We start from the raw sequence: 18,912 nt of genomic DNA, 5'->3' as shown, positions 1-18,912 counted from the left end.
GTTCAGTCGTCTGCGATGACGAGGTCGTCGCCGGGTCCAGCGGCCGGATCGGGTGCGGCGGCCAGGGGTTCGGGCGCGCCGTCCAGGGCGGCCTTCAGGGCGTCGCGATCCAGTTCGCCCTCCCAGCGGGCCACCACGATGGTGGCCACGGCGTTGCCGATGAAGTTGGTCAGGGCGCGGCACTCGCTCATGAAGCGGTCGATGCCCAGGATCAGGGCCATGCCCGCCACCGGCACGCTGGGCACCACCGACAGCGTCGCCGCCAGGGTGATGAAGCCCGCGCCCGTGATGCCCGCCGCCCCCTTGGACGACAGCATGGCCACCAGCAGCAGCAGGATCTGGTCCTGCAGGCTCAGATCGATGTTCAGCGCCTGGGCGATGAACAGGGCCGCCATCGTCATATAGATGTTGGTGCCGTCCAGATTGAACGAATAGCCGGTCGGCACGACCAGGCCGACGACCGACTTGGCCGCCCCCGCCCGCTCCATCTTGGAGATCAGGCTGGGCAGGGCCGCCTCGGAGCTGGAGGTGCCCAGCACCAGCAGCAGTTCTTCCTTCAGATAGCGGATCAGCTTCAGGATGTTGAAGCCGTTGGCGAGGGCGACCAGGCCCAGCACCCCGACCACGAAGATGATCGCGGTCAGATAGAAGGTGGCGATCAGGGCGAACAGATTGGCCACCGAGGCGATGCCATAGGCGCCGATGGTGAAGGCGAAGGCCCCGAAGGCGCCGATGGGGGCGGCCTTCATCAGGATGGCGACCAGCTTGAAGAAGGCTGCGCTGGCGGAGTCCAGGAAGGTCAGAACCGGCTTGCCCAGGTCGCCGACCAGGGCCAGGGCGATGCCGAACAGGATCGAGACGAACAGCACCTGCAGGATGTTGCCGGTCGAAAAGGCGCTGACGACCGTGTCCGGGATGATGCCGGTCAGGAAGCCGACGATGGTGCTCTCATGCGCCGCCTGGGCGTACTGGGCGACCGCGCCCGTATCCAGGCTGGCCGGGTCGATGTTCAGCCCGTGACCGGGCCGGACCAGATTGGCGATGATCAGGCCGACGATCAGCGCCAGGGTCGAGAAGACCAGAAAATAGGCGAAGGCCTTGGCCGCCACCCGCCCGACCCGGCCGATGTCGCGCATGCCCGCTATGCCCGTCACTATGGTCAGGAAGATCACCGGGGCGATGACCATCTTCACCAGCTTGATGAAGGCGTCGCCCAGCGGTTTCAGGCTCTCGCCGAACGTGGGCCAGAAATGACCGATGAAGGCCCCCAGGGCGATGGCGATCAGCACCTGGAAATACAGATGCCGATAGAAGGGACGACGCACGGTCGTCGCCGGCGCTGCGGACGCGGCAGGGATCATTTCGATACTCCAGACAGCAAGCCACGCTCGCCACTTCCTCCGCGCAATCTGCGTCGCGCTTGGTAGTCAGTGTCACGCCCTCGCCATCGACCGCCAAGCCCAGCGGGAAAAACTCATATCTTTTTGATTAAGCTAAATATTTCACGTTTTTTGAGGTAGTGGGTCGAAGCGACGTGCGTCAATCCGCGCAAATCTGTGGCCGTTTCGTGCGGATTGTCGCACAGTGCGTCGCATGGCCGTCCCCTCGCTTTCAGTTCGAATCCGCGCTTTCGGACGCAGCCGGTCGGGCCGGATGTGGGCCGCCCTGGTCCTGTGCTGGATCCTTGCCGTTCTGATCGCCGCCTTCGTCGTTGGCGAGGCCGCCCGCCGCGATGCGACAGCGACCTTGGCGCGGCAGGCGGAAACGGCGGCCGCCCTCCATGCCGCAGTCCTGCGCAGCGAACTGGAGAAGCACCGTTCCCTGCCCCTGGCCCTGGCGACCGATCCCGACATCGCCGACCTGCTGAAGGGCGCGCCCGACGCCTCGGCTCGAGCCATCGACCTCAAGCTGGAGGCCCTCGCCGTCCAGACCCGCGCGGCGGCCATCTATGTCATCGACGCCGGCGGGGTGACACGGGCGGCCAGCAACTGGCGGCTGCCGACCAGTTTCGTGGGCGCCGACTACGGCTTTCGTCCCTATTTCATCGGCGCGATGCGGAACGGCGCGGCCGAGTTCTTCGCCCTCGGCACCGTCAGCGGTCGTCCCGGCCTCTATCTGGCGCGGCGGATCGAAGACCCAGCCGGCCGAGCCGTAGGCGTGGTGGTGGTGAAGGTGGAGTTTGACGCCCTTGAGGCCGAGTGGCGCGCTTCTGGAGAACCCGCCTACGTCGCCGATCCGGCCGGGGTCGTGCTGATCACCAGCGTGCCGGAATGGCGGTTTCGGACCTTGCGGCCGCTGGACGCCGCCAGCCGCCGCCTGACCCTGACGGACCAGACCCTGGGTCAGGGCGCGCTGACGCCCCTGCCCTTCGCCACGCCCGATGGCGAGCGGCCCCGATTGATCAAGGCCCCGCTGGACGGGGTTCGGCGCGACTGGATGTACAGTCAGGCGGACACGGCGACGCCCGGCTGGGTGCTGCATCTGTTGACGCCGACGCGCGGCGCCATCGGCGCGGCGGTCGCCGCCGCGCGGGCCCTGACGGCCCTGATCCTGACGCTGATCTTCGGCGTCGCGGGCGTGCTGTTGCGCCGCCGCCAACAGGCCGTTGCGCGCGAACGCGCCGCCCAGGCCGCGCGCATCGAGCTGGAACGCCGGATCGCCGAACGCACCCAGGACCTCAGCGCCGCCAACGCCGCCCTGAACCGCCAGATCGAGGAGCGTCAGGCGGCGGAAGCCGCGCGCGAGGTTCTGCGCGACGAGCTGGTCCAGGCCGGCAAGCTGGCGGCGTTGGGCCAGATCGCAGCCGGCGTCGCCCATGAGATCAACCAGCCTGTCGCCGCCATCCGCACCCAGGCCGAGACGGCTGCGGCGTATCTGGAGCGGGACCAGCCGGCCAAGGCCGCCCGCCCCCTGCATCAGATTGGTGAAATGACCGCCCGCATCGGCGCCATCACCCAGGAACTGCGCGCCTTTTCGCGCAAGGCCGAAGCCACGCTGCAGCCGGTCAATCTGCCCGAGGCGGTCGACGGCGCCCTTCTGCTGCTGGGCGGCCGTCTGAAACAGGCGGGCGTCCGCCTGGTGCGCGACAAGACCGTGATCGAGGCGGACGTTCTGGGCCAGCGGTTCCGGCTGGAACAGGTCATCGTCAACCTGATGCAGAACGCCGTCGAGTCGCTGGAAGGGACGCCCGAGCCCGTCGTGACCTTGACCATCGTGCCGCGCGGGACGCAGGTCGATTTGGTGATCGCCGACAACGGACCTGGCGTGCCGGATGAGATTCAGAGCCAGTTGTTCACGCCTTTCGTCACCAGCAAGGCGACGGGCCTGGGCCTGGGCCTGGTCATCTGTCGCGACATCGTCGCCGGCTTCGGGGGCGAACTGACCCTGCGCCCTTCGCCCAGCGGCGCCGTCTTTGTCGTCACTCTGAAAGCCGCCTGATGGAGTTCTCCCGCCTCAACACCGTCGCCCTGGTCGAGGACGACGCCGATTTCCGCGCCGCCCTGCAAGAACGGCTGGCCCTGGAAGGGTTCGAGGTTCGCCCCTTCGCCACCGCAGAGGCGGCGCTGAAAGGCCTGAACGCCGACTTCCCCGGCGTCGTCGTCACCGACCTGCGGATGCCTGGGCTGGACGGACGTCAACTGCTGACCCGGCTGCTGGCGCTGGATCCCAGCCTGCCCGTCCTGTTGATGACCGGCCATGGCGACATCGCCGAGGCGGTCGCGGCCATGCGCGACGGGGCCTATGACTTCGTGGCCAAGCCCTTCGCCTTCGACCGTCTGCACGACAGCCTGAAACGGGCGATGGAAAAACGCGCCCTGGTGCTGGACAATCGTCGGTTGGCGGCCCTGTCTTCAGAGGCGAATGTGGAACTGCCGCTGCTGGGCGACAGCCGCGCCATTCGGACGCTGCGCGCCACCATCGCCCAGATCGCCGACGCCCGCATGGATGTTCTGATCGAGGGTGACACGGGCGTGGGCAAGGAGGCGGTCGCCCGCGCCCTGCACAACGGCGGTCGTCGTCGGCTGCACCCCTTCGTCGCCGTCAACTGCGGCGCCCTGCCCGAAGGGCTGGTCGAGAGCGAACTGTTCGGCCACGAACTGGGCGCCTTCGCCGGCGCCCTGCGTCGTCGCGTCGGCCATGTGGAACGCGCCCACAACGGCTCGCTGTTCCTCGACGAGGTCGAAAGCATGCCGCTGGATGCCCAGGTCAAGATGCTGCGGGTGCTGGAAGAGCGGGAAATCCACCCCATCGGGGCCAACGAACCCCGCATTCTGGACCTGCGCGTCCTGGCCTCCATCAAGAGCGATCCGGACCGCGCTGTCGCGGACGGCCGGCTGCGCGAGGATCTCTTCTATCGGCTGAACGTGGTCCGTCTGCGCGTGCCGCCGTTGAAGGAAAGGCGAGAGGACATACCCCTGCTGTTCGCCCATCTGCTGGCCCGCGCGCCGGTCGGCCCTTCAGGCGTCCATCCGCCCCTGACCGACGCCGTCCGCGCCCGCCTCTTGGAAGCCGACTGGCCGGGCAACGTCCGCGAACTGGCCCATTTCGCCCAGCGTTTCGCCCTGGGGCTCGAGCCGGACGCAGGCGCGACCGACGCCCTGTCCGACCTCAGCCTGACCGAGCGCGTCGCCCGCTTCGAGGCTCAGGTCCTGCAGGACACCTTGACCGACAGCGACGGAGACGTGACCGAGGTCCAGCGTCGCCTGAAAATTCCGCGCAAGACCCTCTACGACAAGCTGGCCCGCCACAGCCTGCGCCCCGCCGACTTCCGCCGACCGGCTGAGCGACGGCGTTGAGAAAGACGGACAGGTATCTGCATCTTGGCGCGCCTCGACGTGAGGAGTAGTCACGGAACGGCCCCACACGCATGGCGTTGAGCGGCCGACTTCCCTTCCTCCAGGACATCTCATGAAACTGCGCGTGCGCGCCGAACTGGCGTACCGCTTCGATCCCCCGACCGATGCGATCTACAAGATTCACGCGGCGCACTGGCCGGGCCAGCATATTCTTGCGGAGACGCTGGCCTTCGACCCGCCCGTATCCTTTCAGGAGGACGAGGACGCCGAGTTCGGGGCGCGAACCCTGCGCGCCCACATGGCGGGCGAAGTGAGCCTGACCTATGAGGCGACCGTCGAAAACGGTCGCTTGCAGGGTCTGCCCGCCAACGTATCCCAACACGACTGGGGAGATCTGCCGGCCGAGGCCCTGATCTATCTGTCCCCCAGCCGGTATTGTCCATCGGACCAGTTCGGCCGCTTCGTGACGCGCCAGTTCGGCGAAACGACGGGCGGAGAGCGCGTGCTGGCGATTCTGGACTGGATCAGCGCCAACATCGACTATGAGCACGGAGTTTCCGACACAGAAACGACGGCGGCGCGGACCTTCATCGATCGGGCGGGGGTGTGTCGCGACTTCACCCATCTGGGCATCACCCTGTGTCGCGCATCGGGCATCCCGGCGCGAGCGATCAGCGCCTACGCCCATCAACTGACGCCTCCGGATTTCCACGCCGTGTTCGAGGTCTGGCTGGACGGCGGCTGGTGGTTGATCGATCCCACGGGGTTGGCGCCGGTGGAGGGACTGGTGCGCATCGCCTGCGGCCGCGACGCCGCCGATATCGCGTTTTTGACGACCCAGGACCGATGCGAAATGGTGCGTCAGAAGGTGACAGTGGACCTTGCCGAGGATTGACTGCGGTCGGACCCTGGCTTCTTGGGCGCCGCCCCGCATCTCAGAGACGCGAGGCCGAACTCACCGCATACAGGCGACGAGCCTTCCCAGGACCCGGAGGTCAGGCGGACAGCACCGCCCGAACCCGGCGGTTCTCTTCCGGCAAGCCCAGGCTGATGCGGGTCCAGTCGGTCAGGGGCGGATGGGCGCGGCCGATATCGACGCCTTGGTCGCGAAGGACGCTGGCGATCTCGACCTGGGGACGCGGGGCGCGGAAGAAGACGAAGTTCGCCTTCGACGCCGTGCGGGGCCAGCCCAGTCGGTCCAGCCACGCGTGATACAGGTCGCGTTCCACCGCCGTTCGCCGCACCACCGATCGAACGTGATCCTGATCCGCCAGCGCCGCGCCGCCGGCCGCCAGGGCCAGGCGATCGAGAGAATGCGGCGCACCCACCCCCTTGGCCTTCAGACGACCGGCCAGATCCGCCGGCGCCAGCGCGTAGCCCAACTGCAGGCCCGCCAAACCATAGACCTTGGCGAAGGTGCGGAAGACCACCAGGTTCAGCCCCTGCGCCACCAGGGGCGCCGCGGTGCGGGCGGCGTAGTCTCCGGCGTACTCCAGATAGGCCTCGTCCACGATCACCAGCGTCTTGCGGGCGGCCTGACGCAGGAAGTCGTGGAAGGCGGCCGGGTCGCTGACGGTCCCGGACGGATTGTGAGGATTCACCACGAACAGGGCCGTCGCGCCGTCCGCCCGCGCCAAAAGGGCGGGCAGATCGTTCTCGTATCGCGCATTCAGCGGCACGGGATCCAGCCGACCGCCGACGGCGGCGGCGGGGTCTGTGAAACCGGCGTAGCCGGGGGCGCTGTGCACGAAGCGGCTGGCGCTTCCGGCCGCCAGGGCCAGATGAAGGCCCAGCGGCGCCAGCACTTCGCCCACCACGACCTGATCGGGCGTTACCCCTTCGAAGGCCGCGACCTGCCGTTCGAAGGCCGCAGCCTCGTCCTCGACGTAGCGATTGACCTTACCCAGCGCGGCCCGCACGGCCGGCGCCACGCCCGGCGACGGACCCCAGGGGTTTTCATTGAGGCCCAACTGAAGCCGGCCGGGTGACTGGCCAGGCGATTGGGCGGCGGCCGGCAAGGCTGCAAGCGCGCCGGCCGTCAGCCCCCCGCCCAGGACAAGTCGTCGGGTCGCGCGCATCAGAAGCTCGCCTTCAGGCGGACGTAACCAAAGGCGCCGCTCCAGCCGAACGGGGAGTATTCGCTGTAAGGAAAGGCGCCGAAGGTATCCCCGCCTTGGACCGAGGGCGTGCTGGCGATGTTCTCGGTTCCATACTGGTTGAAGATGTTGTCGGCGCCGACCTCCAGCTTCAACGCCTTGTTGATGCGGTACTCCACGGAGACATCGGTCAGGACAACCGGCTTCAGGGTCTGGACGACGTCGAAGTTTCCGCTCGCCCCGGCCTGGGTGGCCAGGGTGTGGAAGGGGGTCGAGCCGTTGGCGAAGACCGCGACATTGGCGGCGCTCTGATTGGTCAGGATCAGTTGCTCGACCCTTCCATAGCGTTGCGCCCGCACCGTCACCGACCAGGGGCCGGAATCCCAGGTTCCGCCCAGCTGCAGAGTATCGCGCGGCTGCCCCCGCTCCGTCCGCGTGACCTCCGTCACGTCGAACAGCGGCGTCAGCACGCCCAGGCGCGTCAGTTCGACCGGCGTCGGCGCCAGGCGCGTCACCTTGGTGTCGTTTCGGTTGTAGCCGCCGGTCAGGGTGACCGCTCCCCAGCCGGCGCCGACATAGCGCCAACGCGCGCTGACATCGAAGCCTTCGGTGCGGGTGTCGCCGACATTGGCGAAGTAGCGCACGCTGGACACCCCCGGCAGGCCGTTGGCGGCCAGGAAGCTGCGGATCGCGGTGGACGAGCCGGTGTCCACGAAGTTGGAGGACAGGGCGATGCGGTCGTCGATGGATATCCGATAGGCGTCGATGGAGGCCGACAGCCGCCCCCCCGCCAGCGCACCCTGCCAGGTGGCGCCCAGCGAGACGCTGCGGGATTCCTCCGGCTCCAGCGGCTTGGCCCCGAGCAGCCGCGCCTCGGTGGCTGTGACCGGCGCGGTGCGCACCAGGACGTATTCCGGCACGCCCCCGACGACCAGGGTGCGGCTGGAGGTCGAGGAATAATACTGCTGGGCCAGGGCCGGCGCATGGAAGCCGGTGCCGGCCGACGCCCGCAGCGCCAGTCCGGCGCCCAGGTCATAGCGGCCGGCCGCCTGGACATTGGTGGTGGATCCGAAGTCCGAGAAATCCTCGTAGCGCACGGCGCCCGTCACCAGGAGCGCCTCGGACAACTGGGTGGAAGCCTCGGCATAGGCCGACAGACTGTGGCGGTGCACATCGACGACGTCGCGTGGCTGAATGCCGGCGAAGCCCTGGGCGCCGATGGTGGGCACGGCGCCGGCCGATGGGCCGTCCAGAACCAGGACGCCGCCGTTGCGGTAGGAATCGGGCTCTCCGGCCCCGATGGCGTAGCCGTCACGGCGATACTCCAGCCCGCCGGCCACCTCGACCGGCGCGGCCAAACCGAGATCGAAGGCGCGCGTCAGATCCAGGTTGGTGGTCCATTGCGAGGCTTCCAGCCGACCATTGTAGAAGCTTGTCGGGCTGGCTGCGCCCAAGGTCGCATTCAGCGTATTGCGGGTGCGATACTCCAACGTGTTCCGCCCCCACGTCGAGGACAGGTCCCAGGCCCAGCCCGCCGCCTCGCCCCGCACGCCCGCCGAGGCGGACAGGTTCTCCGAGGCCGTGTCGACATAGGGCAGGAAGCCGTCCGGATAGATGGCCCGGACGTTCTCGGGCTGGGCCGGACGCCGGAAGGAGGCGTTGGACGTAGCGTCCGATTGATCCCAGCCGCCGAAGGCGTAGACCTCGACCTGACCCAGCGGCTTGCGCGCGTTCAGGAACAGGACGGTCTGTTCGATGTCGGCCGAGTCGGCGAACCGCCAGACGTTGCGGTCCACGGTCGCCTCGCGCGGGTCAAGCGTCGTCCCCGCCGGACCGCCGGGCGGCGCCAGGCCTACGCCCGCCCCCACGTTCGACGACGGATTGACCAGGCCGCCCGAGCCGGACCGTCCGAAGTAGAACTGGCGCGTGTCGGGTCGGGCGCGATTGGCCGCCGTGACGTCCCGATAATAGAGGGTGGCGTGCAACACGCCGTCGTCGCCAAGAGCGAAGCCGTGATCGAGCGACGCCTCATAAGTGTCGCCGCCGCCGTCCTTGGTCGCGCCATAGCTGACCGCCGCCTCCGTGCCCAGGTCCTCGCGCAGGCGCAGATTGATCACCCCGGCGATGGCGTCCGACCCATACTGGGCCGAGGCGCCGTCCCGCAGGACCTCGGTGCGGGCGACGGCGCTGGGCGGAATGGCGTTTAGATCGGTCGGCACCGAACCCTTGCCGATCGTGCCCCCGACATTGACCCAGGCGGCGGTATGGCGGCGGCGGCCGTTGACCAGCACCAGCGTCTGGTCCGGCGACAGGCCGCGCAGGCTGGCCGAGCGGATATGGGTGTTGCCGTCCGGCGTCGTCGGCGTCGGATAGTTGAACGACGGAATCAGCGTCTGTAGCACCCGCGCCGTGCCCGAATGACCGCGGGTCAGTTCCTCATGCGTGAGCACGTCGATCGGCACAGGTGAATTGGTCACGGTGCGATTGGCCAGTCGGGTGCCGGTAACGACCACCTCGTCGATCTCTGCAGATGGTGACGGCGTCGCCTGCGCGAGAACCGGCCCGGCCAATGCCATTAGAGAAACTCCCGCCAGGAAAACCCCTGATCGGTATTGAGCGCGCGTTGTAGTCATCGTGATACAGCCCCGAAATTTCTTGGGACTTGCTACGTCGTTCGGCCACGAGACCGCTAACGATAGCTTCTATCCGCATCATTAGAAAAACTATTCGGTTAGCCCGCATTCCGCTTGGCCCTCCGGGCTGATTTCGCATGGGTTTGGATGCAGATACGACAACACCCCCGAAGCCGGTGCTTCGGGGGTGTTGGTGTTTTTGGGTGCGGGAGTAGGATTTGAACCTACGACCTTCAGGTTATGAGCCTGACGAGCTACCGGGCTGCTCCATCCCGCGGCAAGTGGGTTGGATCGGAAGGAAGAGAGTGTTCGAGAAGTCCGGATTTGGCTTTTGTCTTCATTTCGTTGTCCGCCTGGTAGACCCGGCGGCGACCTACTCTCCCGCGCCTTAAGACGAAGTACCATTGGCTCTGGAGGGCTTAACGACCGAGTTCGGAATGGGATCGGGTGGGGAACCTCCGACATAGCCACCAGGTCAACGAGGCGGACAGCGGAATGAAGAGAAGACATTGTCTGTGATCGTTCGGTTCAAGGAACGATCATCGAATGAGTTTTGCTGAGAAACGATCAAACCGATCGGATTATTAGTACCAGTAAGCTTCATGGGTCGCCCCACTTCCACACCTGGCCTATCAACGTGGTAGTCTTCCACGATCCTCAGCGAAGCCTTGTTTTGAGGTTAGTTTCCCGCTTAGATGCTTTCAGCGGTTATCTATTCCATACTTAGCTACCCTGCTGCACAGCTGGCGCCATGACAGGTACACCAGAGGTATGTCCATCCCGGTCCTCTCGTACTAGGGACAGATCCTCTCAAGCTTCGAACACCCACGGCAGATAGGGACCAAACTGTCTCACGACGTTCTGAACCCAGCTCACGTACCACTTTAAATGGCGAACAGCCATACCCTTGGGACCTGCTCCAGCCCCAGGATGTGATGAGCCGACATCGAGGTGCCAAACTTTGCCGTCGATATGGACTCTTGGGCAAAATCAGCCTGTTATCCCTAGAGTACCTTTTATCCGTTGAGCGATGGCCCTTCCACTCGGGACCACCGGATCACTATGGCCGACTTTCGTCTCTGCTCGACTTGTCAGTCTCGCAGTCAGGCGAGCTTATGCCATTGCACTCGACGAGCGATTTCCGACCGCTCTGAGCTCACCATCGCGCGCCTCCGTTACACTTTGGGAGGCGACCGCCCCAGTCAAACTACCCACCACGCCATGTCCCGGGACCGGATAACGGCCCTCGGTTAGACGTCAACGACAGTAAGGGTGGTATTTCAAGGACGACTCCACCAGAGCTGGCGCCCCGGTTTCATAGTCTCCCACCTATCCTACACATACGGTCGCTAACGCCAAGGCGAAGCTATAGTAAAGGTTCATAGGGTCTTTCCGTCTGACCGCGGGAACCCCGCATCTTCACGGGGAATTCAATTTCACTGAGCCTATGCTGGAGACAGTGGGGAAGTCGTTACGCCATTCGTGCAGGTCGGAACTTACCCGACAAGGAATTTCGCTACCTTAGGACCGTTATAGTTACGGCCGCCGTTTACCTGGGCTTCAGTTCGGAGCTTTCACTCCTCCCTTTAACCTTCAGGCACCGGGCAGGCGTCAGACCCTATACGTCGCATTGCTGCTTCGCAGAGCCCTGTGTTTTTGCTAAACAGTCGCTACCCCCTGGCTTGTGCCACTCAGTCCTGCTTGCGCAGGGTGAGTCACGCTTATTCCGAAGTTACGCGTGCAATTTGCCGAGTTCCTTCAGCATAGTTCTCTCAAACGCCTTGGTATGCTCTACCTGACCACCTGTGTCGGTTTCGGGTACGGTCTCTGCTGGAGTTATTTCCTGGGACAACGCCCCCGCACACACAATCCAATAAGTGGGTACGAGTTATGCCATCCGTCACTTCCAGCTGGTGCAGGAATATTTACCTGCTTCCCATCGACTACGCTTTTCAGCCTCGCCTTAGGGGCCGACTAACCCTGCGCAGATTAGCTTTACGCAGGAACCCTTGGTCTTTCGGCGAGAGTGTCTCTCACACTCTTATCGTTACTCATGTCAGCATTCTCACTTCCGATACCTCCAGCCAGGCTCACGCCTGACCTTCACCGGCCTACGGAACGCTCCGCTACCGCTTGCAGTAAACTGCAAACCCATATCTTCGGCGAACGGCTTGAGCCCCGTTACATTTTCCGCGCAGGATCGCTTGATCAGTGAGCTGTTACGCTTTCTTTAAAGGATGGCTGCTTCTAAGCCAACCTCCTGATTGTCAAAGCAATCCCACATCGTTTCCCACTTAGCCGTTACTTGGGGGCCTTAGATGATGGTTAGGGTTGTTTCCCTTTTCACGACGGACGTTAGCACCCGCCGTGTGTCTGCCCGATAGTTCTCTTGGGTATTCGGAGTTTGGTTAGTATTGGTACCGCTCGCGCAGCCCGCAACCATCCAGTGCTCTACCCCCCAAGGAATTCGTCGGACGCTCTACCTAAATAGATTTCGCGGAGAACCAGCTATGTCCAGGTTTGATTGGCCTTTCACCCCTATCCACAAGTCATCCCAGAATTTTTCAACATTCACGGGTTCGGTCCTCCAGTTAGTGTTACCTAACCTTCAACCTGCTCATGGATAGATCACCTGGTTTCGGGTCGTCATACGTCGAACTTAGCGCCCTATTCAGACTCGCTTTCGCTGCGCCTACACCTAACGGCTTAAGCTTGCTCGACACATGAAGTCGCTGACCCATTATACAAAAGGTACGCCGTCACCTCGCGTGGAGGCTCCGACTGCTTGTAGGCTTCCGATTTCAGGATCTGTTTCACTCCCCTTGTCGGGGTGCTTTTCACCTTTCCCTCACGGTACTTGTTCACTATCGGTCGTAGAGGAGTACTTAGGCTTGGAGGGTGGTCCCCCCATGTTCAGACAGGATTTCACGTGTCCCGCCCTACTCGAGTCTCTTGCTATTTGATGACTACGGGGCTTTCACCCACTATGGCCGACCTTTCCAGATCGTTCGTCTTTATTTCACAAGAGCACTGGCCTGGTCCCGGTTCGCTCGCCACTACTACGGGAGTCTCGGTTGATGTCCTTTCCTCCGGGTACTGAGATGTTTCAGTTCCCCGGGTTCGCTTAATGAAGCCTATGTATTCAGCTCATTATACCTTTCAACAATCCGCCAATCGCTGCTCTGAAGAGCAGAGTTGGAAGACTGTAAAGGTGGGTTCCCCCATTCGGAAATAACCGGATCAAAGGGTGCTAGCGCCTCCCCGGTTCTTATCGCAGCTTGCCACGTCCTTCATCGCCTCTCTACGCCAAGGCATCCGTCAGAAGCCCTTCAACGTTTGATCGTTTCTCAGCAAAACTCATGCTTGGATGGCTCTACCGACTGGAAAGATGCCGGCAGATCCAAGCCTGATTTTTGTCAGACAATGTCTTCTTCTCGAACATGACCTAAAAGCTCAGGGGAGCCGGTCCTATTCTTCCTTCACGATGTCAATGCCAGTCGGCGAGCGCCGACGGGCAATTCCTGATGCGATCTGCGAGCTTTGGCGGGGTGCGCCACCGCATTCAAAGCGGCCTGGTGGAGCCAGACGGAGTCGAACCGACGACATCCTGCTTGCAAAGCAGGCGCTCTACCAACTGAGCTATGGCCCCTTCTCAGGGTCAAGCCAGGAGAGCTGTCGACGAACCGTCCAGATGGATCCTAGAGGGCTGGTAGGCCCGGGCAGACTCGAACTGCCGACCTTACGCTTATCAGGCGTACGCTCTAACCACCTGAGCTACGGGCCTAGGGCAGCGCGACAGCCAGGAGTTCCAGGCTCGCGATCGCGTCACCAATGCAACGACCCGTATGGTCGAGGCGTCGATGACGAAAGTGGAAAGAGAAACGGAGACGGCGGCGTCCCGCCGTTTGTTTGGAGCCTCAATAGCCTCGTGAGAGACTGGAGAAGCATCCTTAGAAAGGAGGTGATCCAGCCGCAGGTTCCCCTACGGCTACCTTGTTACGACTTCACCCCAGTCGCTGACCCTACCGTGGTCGCCTGCCTCCTTGCGGTCAGCGCAGCGCCTTCGGGTAGAACCAACTCCCATGGTGTGACGGGCGGTGTGTACAAGGCCCGGGAACGTATTCACCGCGGCATGCTGATCCGCGATTACTAGCGATTCCAACTTCATGCCCTCGAGTTGCAGAGGACAATCCGAACTGAGACGACTTTTAAGGATTAACCCTCTGTAGTCGCCATTGTAGCACGTGTGTAGCCCACCCTGTAAGGGCCATGAGGACTTGACGTCATCCCCACCTTCCTCCGGCTTAGCACCGGCAGTCCCATTAGAGTTCCCAACTAAATGATGGCAACTAATGGCGAGGGTTGCGCTCGTTGCGGGACTTAACCCAACATCTCACGACACGAGCTGACGACAGCCATGCAGCACCTGTGTCCCAGTCTCCGAAGAGAAAGCCACATCTCTGTGGCGGTCCGGGCATGTCAAAAGGTGGTAAGGTTCTGCGCGTTGCTTCGAATTAAACCACATGCTCCACCGCTTGTGCGGGCCCCCGTCAATTCCTTTGAGTTTTAATCTTGCGACCGTACTCCCCAGGCGGATTGCTTAATGCGTTAGCTGCGTCACCGAAATGCATGCATCCCGACAACTAGCAATCATCGTTTACGGCGTGGACTACCAGGGTATCTAATCCTGTTTGCTCCCCACGCTTTCGAGCCTCAGCGTCAGTAATGAGCCAGTGTGTCGCCTTCGCCACTGGTGTTCTTCCGAATATCTACGAATTTCACCTCTACACTCGGAGTTCCACACACCTCTCTCATACTCAAGACACCCAGTATCAAAGGCAATTCCGAGGTTGAGCCCCGGGATTTCACCCCTGACTTAAATGTCCGCCTACGCTCCCTTTACGCCCAGTAATTCCGAGCAACGCTAGCCCCCTTCGTATTACCGCGGCTGCTGGCACGAAGTTAGCCGGGGCTTCTTCTCCGGGTACCGTCATTATCGTCCCCGGTGAAAGAATTTTACAATCCTAAGACCTTCATCATTCACGCGGCATGGCTGCGTCAGGCTTTCGCCCATTGCGCAAGATTCCCCACTGCTGCCTCCCGTAGGAGTTTGGGCCGTGTCTCAGTCCCAATGTGGCTGATCATCCTCTCAGACCAGCTACTGATCGTCGCCTTGGTGGTCCATTACACCACCAACTAGCTAATCAGACGCGGGCCGCTCTAAAGGCGATAAATCTTTCCCCCGAAGGGCACATTCGGTATTAGCACAAGTTTCCCTGAGTTATTCCGAACCTAAAGGCACGTTCCCACGTGTTACTCACCCGTCCGCCACTAACTCCGAAGAGTTCGTTCGACTTGCATGTGTTAGGCCTGCCGCCAGCGTTCGCTCTGAGCCAGGATCAAACTCTCAGGTTGAGTTGACTTCTGACCTAAGCTTGAAGCCTACCGTAGTAGGCTTGGCATTAGTTCTACGTATTTTATTGACGAGTTCCCACGTCATCGATCCAAAGACCGACGCATGGTATCTTTTCAAAAAGACCGCAGATAGTCAGTGTCGTATGATAGCCTCGATGGACTATCGCAAGGACACCGCCGCCTGCGTTTCTCTTTCCAAATCAACAATGTCAAAGACCAGAACCGCTCCAGCGGCCCGACTTGTTTAGCGCCTCGTCGTCGGCGGAGGCGGCGATTTAGGGACCGCCGAACCTCTTGTCAACCGCTCTTTTCAGAGATTTCGCAAACCCGAAGAGCGAACCCTTCAAACCGCAAAAAACCGCCGGAGAAAACCAAGAGGCTTGCCCCTTCACCAAACCGGCGATTCGATTGAAGCGCGGAAACTAAGGAAACCAACCCGGAAAAGCAAGAGGTTTTTCTCCCTCCCCCTCTCCCCAAAACCCCGGAAACCGCAGTCCCCAAAGCCCAAAAGGCCAGCCCGTCTCCGAGCGAGGCAGCCCTATACGGGCGCACCCACTATCCAGCAAGCCGTTTCTGACGGACATGGAAACTTTTTCGAAGGACACCGGTTCGCGAGCGATGAAACGGCGCGTCGCGCCTTCAACGCGCCATGCTCGATTCCGTAGTATGGCGCTGGGCGGCGGAATATGCCCCCTTCCCGGTCTTGGGGCGCGGCGGAGAATGTGAACTTATGAAGATCAGACTGCCTATCGTTGCGGCGCTGGCCCTTACCGCCTGTTCGATCATGACCTCACCGGCAGCGGCCCAGGGCGTCCCCTACGCCTGCCCGGTCTCGCCGACGTATTTTACGGCGAACAATGGCCTGGCCCACACGCGGGCCGCGCTGAAGAGCGGTCGGATCGTGATTCTGGCGACAGGCTCTTCGTCCATCGAAGGCGCCGGCGCCAGCGCGCGAAACCTAGGCTATGTGCCTATGCTTCAGGGCGCGCTGCAACGCCGTTTCCCAGGCGTCGCCATCACGCTGATCAATCGCGGGATCGGCGGCGAGACGATGCGGGAGACCGTCGCACGGCTGGAACAGGACGTCGCCCTGGCCCAGCCGGATCTCGTCATCTGGCAGCTAGGCACCAACGATGTGCTGCGAGACCGACCCAGCGCGGACATGTTGGCGGAGTTTCAGGCGGCGCGCGCTATATTGGATAGTGCGCAAACGGACGTCGTGTTGATCGATCCCCAACGCCTACCCGAGACCACGAGCCATGCCACCCTGAAGGATCGCAACCCTGCCCTCGGCGCAGTTGCGACGACGGTCGACCAATGGGCGTCCCAATCCGGCTATGCAGTGCTGCATCGCTTCGAGGCCATGCGCGGCTGGGGCGGCATAAATACGGGCGGGGTAGGTCCGGACGATCTGCACCTGAACGACTTCGGCTATGCCTGCTGGGCCGAAATCACCGCCGAAGGCCTGTCCGGAGCCCTGCGCTAGGCGTTAGGCGGAGAAACGTTCCCGCTCAATCGGACTTCCCGGTTTCGTTGCGCCTCGACGCATTCCTACGTATGGCCTTGGGCGCTTCTGAATAGGATATCTGCTTCATGCGCGTCGCAATGATCGGCACGGGATATGTCGGCCTCGTCTCCGGGGCATGCTTTGCCGACTTCGGCCATGTCGTGACCTGCATCGACAAGGATCCGTCCAAGATCGAGCGGCTGGTGCGGGGCGAGATCCCCATCTACGAGCCGGGACTGGACGATCTGGTCGAGACCAATGTGCGTGAAGGTCGCCTGTTCTTCACCCTGGACGGCGCGGAGGCGATTCGAACCGCCGACGCCGTTTTCATCGCCGTGGGAACGCCCTCTCGCCGTGGGGACGGCCATGCCGATCTTTCCTATGTTTATGCCGCCGCCGAGGAGATAGCCGGCCTGATCGACGGCTTCACCGTAGTCGTCACCAAATCCACTGTGCCGGTCGGCACCGGCGACGAGGTCGAGGCCATCATCCGCAAGACCAATCCGAACGCGGACTTCGCCGTCGTCTCCAATCCCGAGTTCCTGCGCGAGGGCGCGGCCATCGGCGACTTCAAACGGCCCGACCGCGTGGTCATCGGCGTCAACGACGTCAAAAGCGACGTCGGGATGCGCGCCTCGACGGTGATGAGCGAACTCTATCGCCCCCTGAACCTGAACGAGAGCCCCCTGCTCTTCGTCAACCGCCGCACATCCGAACTGATCAAATACGCCGCCAACGCCTTTCTGGCGATGAAGATCACCTTCATCAACGAGATGGCGGACCTGTGCGAGGCGGTCGGCGCCGACGTGCAGCAGGTCGCGCGCGGCATCGGCCTGGACAAGCGGATCGGCTCCAAATTCCTGCACGCAGGACCAGGCTATGGCGGCTCCTGCTTCCCGAAGGACACCATCGCCCTGGTGCGGACCGCCCAGCAGCACGGCGCGCCGACGCGGCTGATCGAAACCACGGTCCAGGTGAACGATGCGCGCAAGAAGGCCATGGCCGATCGGGTGGAGAAGACCTTGGGCGCCGACGTGGCCGGCAAGACCATCGGTCTTCTGGGCCTGACCTTCAAACCCAATACCGACGACATGCGCGATGCGCCGTCGCTGGACATCGCCCCGGCCCTGATTGCGGCGGGCGCCCGTGTCCAGGCCTTCGATCCTGAAGGCATGGACGAGGCGGCCAAGCTGCTGGACGGCGTGGAGATGAAGACCGACGCCTATGAAGCCGTGCTGGGCGCCGACGCCGTCGTCATCGTCACCGAATGGGATCGTTTCCGCGCCCTGGATCTGGACCGGGTCAAGCTGTTGATGAAGCAGCCGGTCATGATCGACCTGCGCAACATCTATCGTCCCGAGGACATGCGCGCCAAGGGCTTCCGCTACAGCGGCATCGGACGGGGCTGATGGGTTCGCCGATTCTCGTCACGGGCGCGGCCGGCTTCATCGGCATGCATACGGCCGAGCGGCTGCTGGATCGCGGCGAGACGGTGATCGGCGTCGACAATTTCAACGACTATTATGATCCACGCCTGAAGGCGGCGCGGGCGGCGCTCCTGGAAGAACGCCTCGGCTTCCGCATGGTGCGGGCCGATATCGCCGACAGTGCGGCGATGAAGGCCCTGGTCGTCGACAATGGCGTGGAGCGGATCGTGCACCTGGCGGCGCAGGCGGGCGTCCGATACTCGATCCAGAACCCCTTCGCCTATGAGCGTTCCAATCTGGCGGGCCATCTGTCCCTTCTGGAAGCGGCGCGGCACGGCGGTGTCCGCCATCTGGTCTATGCCTCGTCCAGTTCTGTCTATGGCGACCGGCCGATCAGCGGCGACGGTTTCAAGGAAAGCGATCCGGCGGTTGCGCCCGTCTCGCTCTATGCGGCCACGAAGCGGTCGTGCGAGTTGATGAGCCAGAGCTATGCGGCCCTCTACGGCTTTCCGCAGTCGGGGCTGCGGTTCTTCACCGTTTATGGCCCCTGGGGCCGACCGGACATGGCCTACTACAGCTTCAGCCGGAAGATCGCGGCGGGCGAACCGATCGAAGTCTATGGCGAAGGCCGAATGTCACGCGACTTCACCTATATCGACGACATCGTCGATGGAATCGTCGGGGTGCTGGACCATCCGCCAGTGCATGGCGCGCACGAAATCTACAACATCGGCGACAATCAGCCCGTCGGCCTGATGGAGATGATCTCCACCCTGGAGGCTGCGCTGGGGGTGAAGGCCGAAAAGATCATGCGGCCGATGCAACCCGGCGACGTCACCTCCACCTACGCCGACATCGACAAACTGCACGCCCTGACCGGCTATCGCCCCCGGTTTCCGCTGAAGGCCGGGCTGGAGCGGTTCGTCGAATGGTGGCGCGCCTTCGAGACCGGCTGAGGCCGAAGACGCGTTCAACCGTTGCGGTTGACTGGGGCTCCCCGCACGGTAAGGCTTGAGGTCTAGGCTAGGGACGGCTTTT

At 63.1% G+C, this 18,912-nt stretch carries 9 protein-coding genes, 3 tRNA genes and 3 rRNA genes; 6 read left to right on the top strand and 9 right to left on the bottom strand.

All coding sequences use genetic code 11. From position 1 onward, the window contains the following. Window positions 1–2: 2 nt before the first annotated feature. Complete coding sequence (locus ACWPV3_RS07665) at window positions 3–1,361, bottom strand: dicarboxylate/amino acid:cation symporter (RefSeq protein WP_453977479.1); 1,359 nt, start codon at window positions 1,359–1,361, stop codon at window positions 3–5. A gap of 232 nt (window positions 1,362–1,593) precedes the next feature. On the opposite strand from ACWPV3_RS07665, the gene ACWPV3_RS07660 reads away from it, so the two are divergent. The 3 genes from ACWPV3_RS07660 to ACWPV3_RS07650 all read left to right on the top strand — a co-directional run bounded on the left by ACWPV3_RS07660 (window position 1,594) and on the right by ACWPV3_RS07650 (window position 5,691). Next, window positions 1,594–3,438 carry a sensor histidine kinase gene (locus tag ACWPV3_RS07660; RefSeq protein WP_453977478.1) on the top strand — a complete coding sequence of 615 codons (1,845 nt, stop codon included), beginning with the start codon at window positions 1,594–1,596 and terminating at the stop codon, window positions 3,436–3,438. Continuing rightward, window positions 3,438–4,796, top strand: a complete 1,359-nt coding sequence (locus tag ACWPV3_RS07655) for a sigma-54-dependent transcriptional regulator (protein WP_453977477.1) — start codon at window positions 3,438–3,440, stop codon at window positions 4,794–4,796. Before ACWPV3_RS07660 ends, ACWPV3_RS07655 begins: the two co-directional genes overlap by 1 nt. A gap of 112 nt (window positions 4,797–4,908) precedes the next feature. Beyond that, on the top strand, window positions 4,909–5,691 hold the full coding sequence (locus ACWPV3_RS07650; RefSeq protein ID WP_312736776.1) for a transglutaminase-like domain-containing protein: 783 nt from the start codon (window positions 4,909–4,911) through the stop codon (window positions 5,689–5,691). Between the two features lie 100 nt (window positions 5,692–5,791). Here the strand turns inward: ACWPV3_RS07650 and ACWPV3_RS07645 are convergent, their stop codons facing one another. From ACWPV3_RS07645 to ACWPV3_RS07610, 8 genes are all read right to left on the bottom strand, one after another. Beyond that, window positions 5,792–6,874, bottom strand: coding sequence for a pyridoxal phosphate-dependent aminotransferase (locus ACWPV3_RS07645; RefSeq protein WP_453977476.1), 1,083 nt, complete (start codon window positions 6,872–6,874; stop codon window positions 5,792–5,794). After that, window positions 6,874–9,468, bottom strand: a complete 2,595-nt coding sequence (locus tag ACWPV3_RS07640) for a TonB-dependent receptor plug domain-containing protein (RefSeq protein WP_453977475.1) — start codon at window positions 9,466–9,468, stop codon at window positions 6,874–6,876. The genes ACWPV3_RS07645 and ACWPV3_RS07640 overlap by 1 nt, the downstream gene beginning before the upstream one ends. A 257-nt stretch (window positions 9,469–9,725) precedes the next feature. Then, window positions 9,726–9,802 (bottom strand) — tRNA-Met (locus ACWPV3_RS07635). An 83-nt stretch (window positions 9,803–9,885) separates the two neighbouring features. Further along, window positions 9,886–10,000: ribosomal RNA gene (rrf, locus tag ACWPV3_RS07630) — 5S ribosomal RNA — on the bottom strand. Between the two features lie 88 nt (window positions 10,001–10,088). Then, window positions 10,089–12,867: ribosomal RNA gene (locus tag ACWPV3_RS07625) — 23S ribosomal RNA — on the bottom strand. 231 nt (window positions 12,868–13,098) lie between these two features. After that, window positions 13,099–13,174, bottom strand: a tRNA-Ala gene (locus ACWPV3_RS07620). A gap of 58 nt (window positions 13,175–13,232) precedes the next feature. Next, window positions 13,233–13,309, bottom strand: a tRNA-Ile gene (locus ACWPV3_RS07615). 170 nt (window positions 13,310–13,479) lie between these two features. Next, window positions 13,480–14,940 (bottom strand): 16S ribosomal RNA (locus ACWPV3_RS07610). Together the 16S, 23S and 5S rRNA genes with 3 tRNA genes alongside form the textbook arrangement of a ribosomal RNA operon. A 730-nt stretch (window positions 14,941–15,670) precedes the next feature. On the opposite strand from ACWPV3_RS07610, the gene ACWPV3_RS07605 reads away from it, so the two are divergent. The 3 genes from ACWPV3_RS07605 (at window position 15,671) to ACWPV3_RS07595 (ending at window position 18,830) form a co-directional block, all read left to right on the top strand. Next, window positions 15,671–16,426: an SGNH/GDSL hydrolase family protein gene (locus ACWPV3_RS07605; RefSeq protein WP_453977474.1), complete on the top strand. Its 756-nt coding sequence runs from the start codon at window positions 15,671–15,673 to the stop codon at window positions 16,424–16,426. 107 nt (window positions 16,427–16,533) lie between these two features. After that, window positions 16,534–17,856, top strand: coding sequence for a UDP-glucose dehydrogenase family protein (locus tag ACWPV3_RS07600; RefSeq protein ID WP_453977473.1), 1,323 nt, complete (start codon window positions 16,534–16,536; stop codon window positions 17,854–17,856). After that, on the top strand, window positions 17,856–18,830 hold the full coding sequence (locus tag ACWPV3_RS07595) for an NAD-dependent epimerase/dehydratase family protein (RefSeq protein WP_453977472.1): 975 nt from the start codon (window positions 17,856–17,858) through the stop codon (window positions 18,828–18,830). Before ACWPV3_RS07600 ends, ACWPV3_RS07595 begins: the two co-directional genes overlap by 1 nt. The last annotated feature ends 82 nt before the right edge of the window (window positions 18,831–18,912 follow it).

The sequence above is a fragment of the Brevundimonas sp. Marseille-Q4549 genome (genome assembly GCF_976940555.1).
This window is presented reverse-complemented; position numbering and strand designations above follow the sequence as displayed.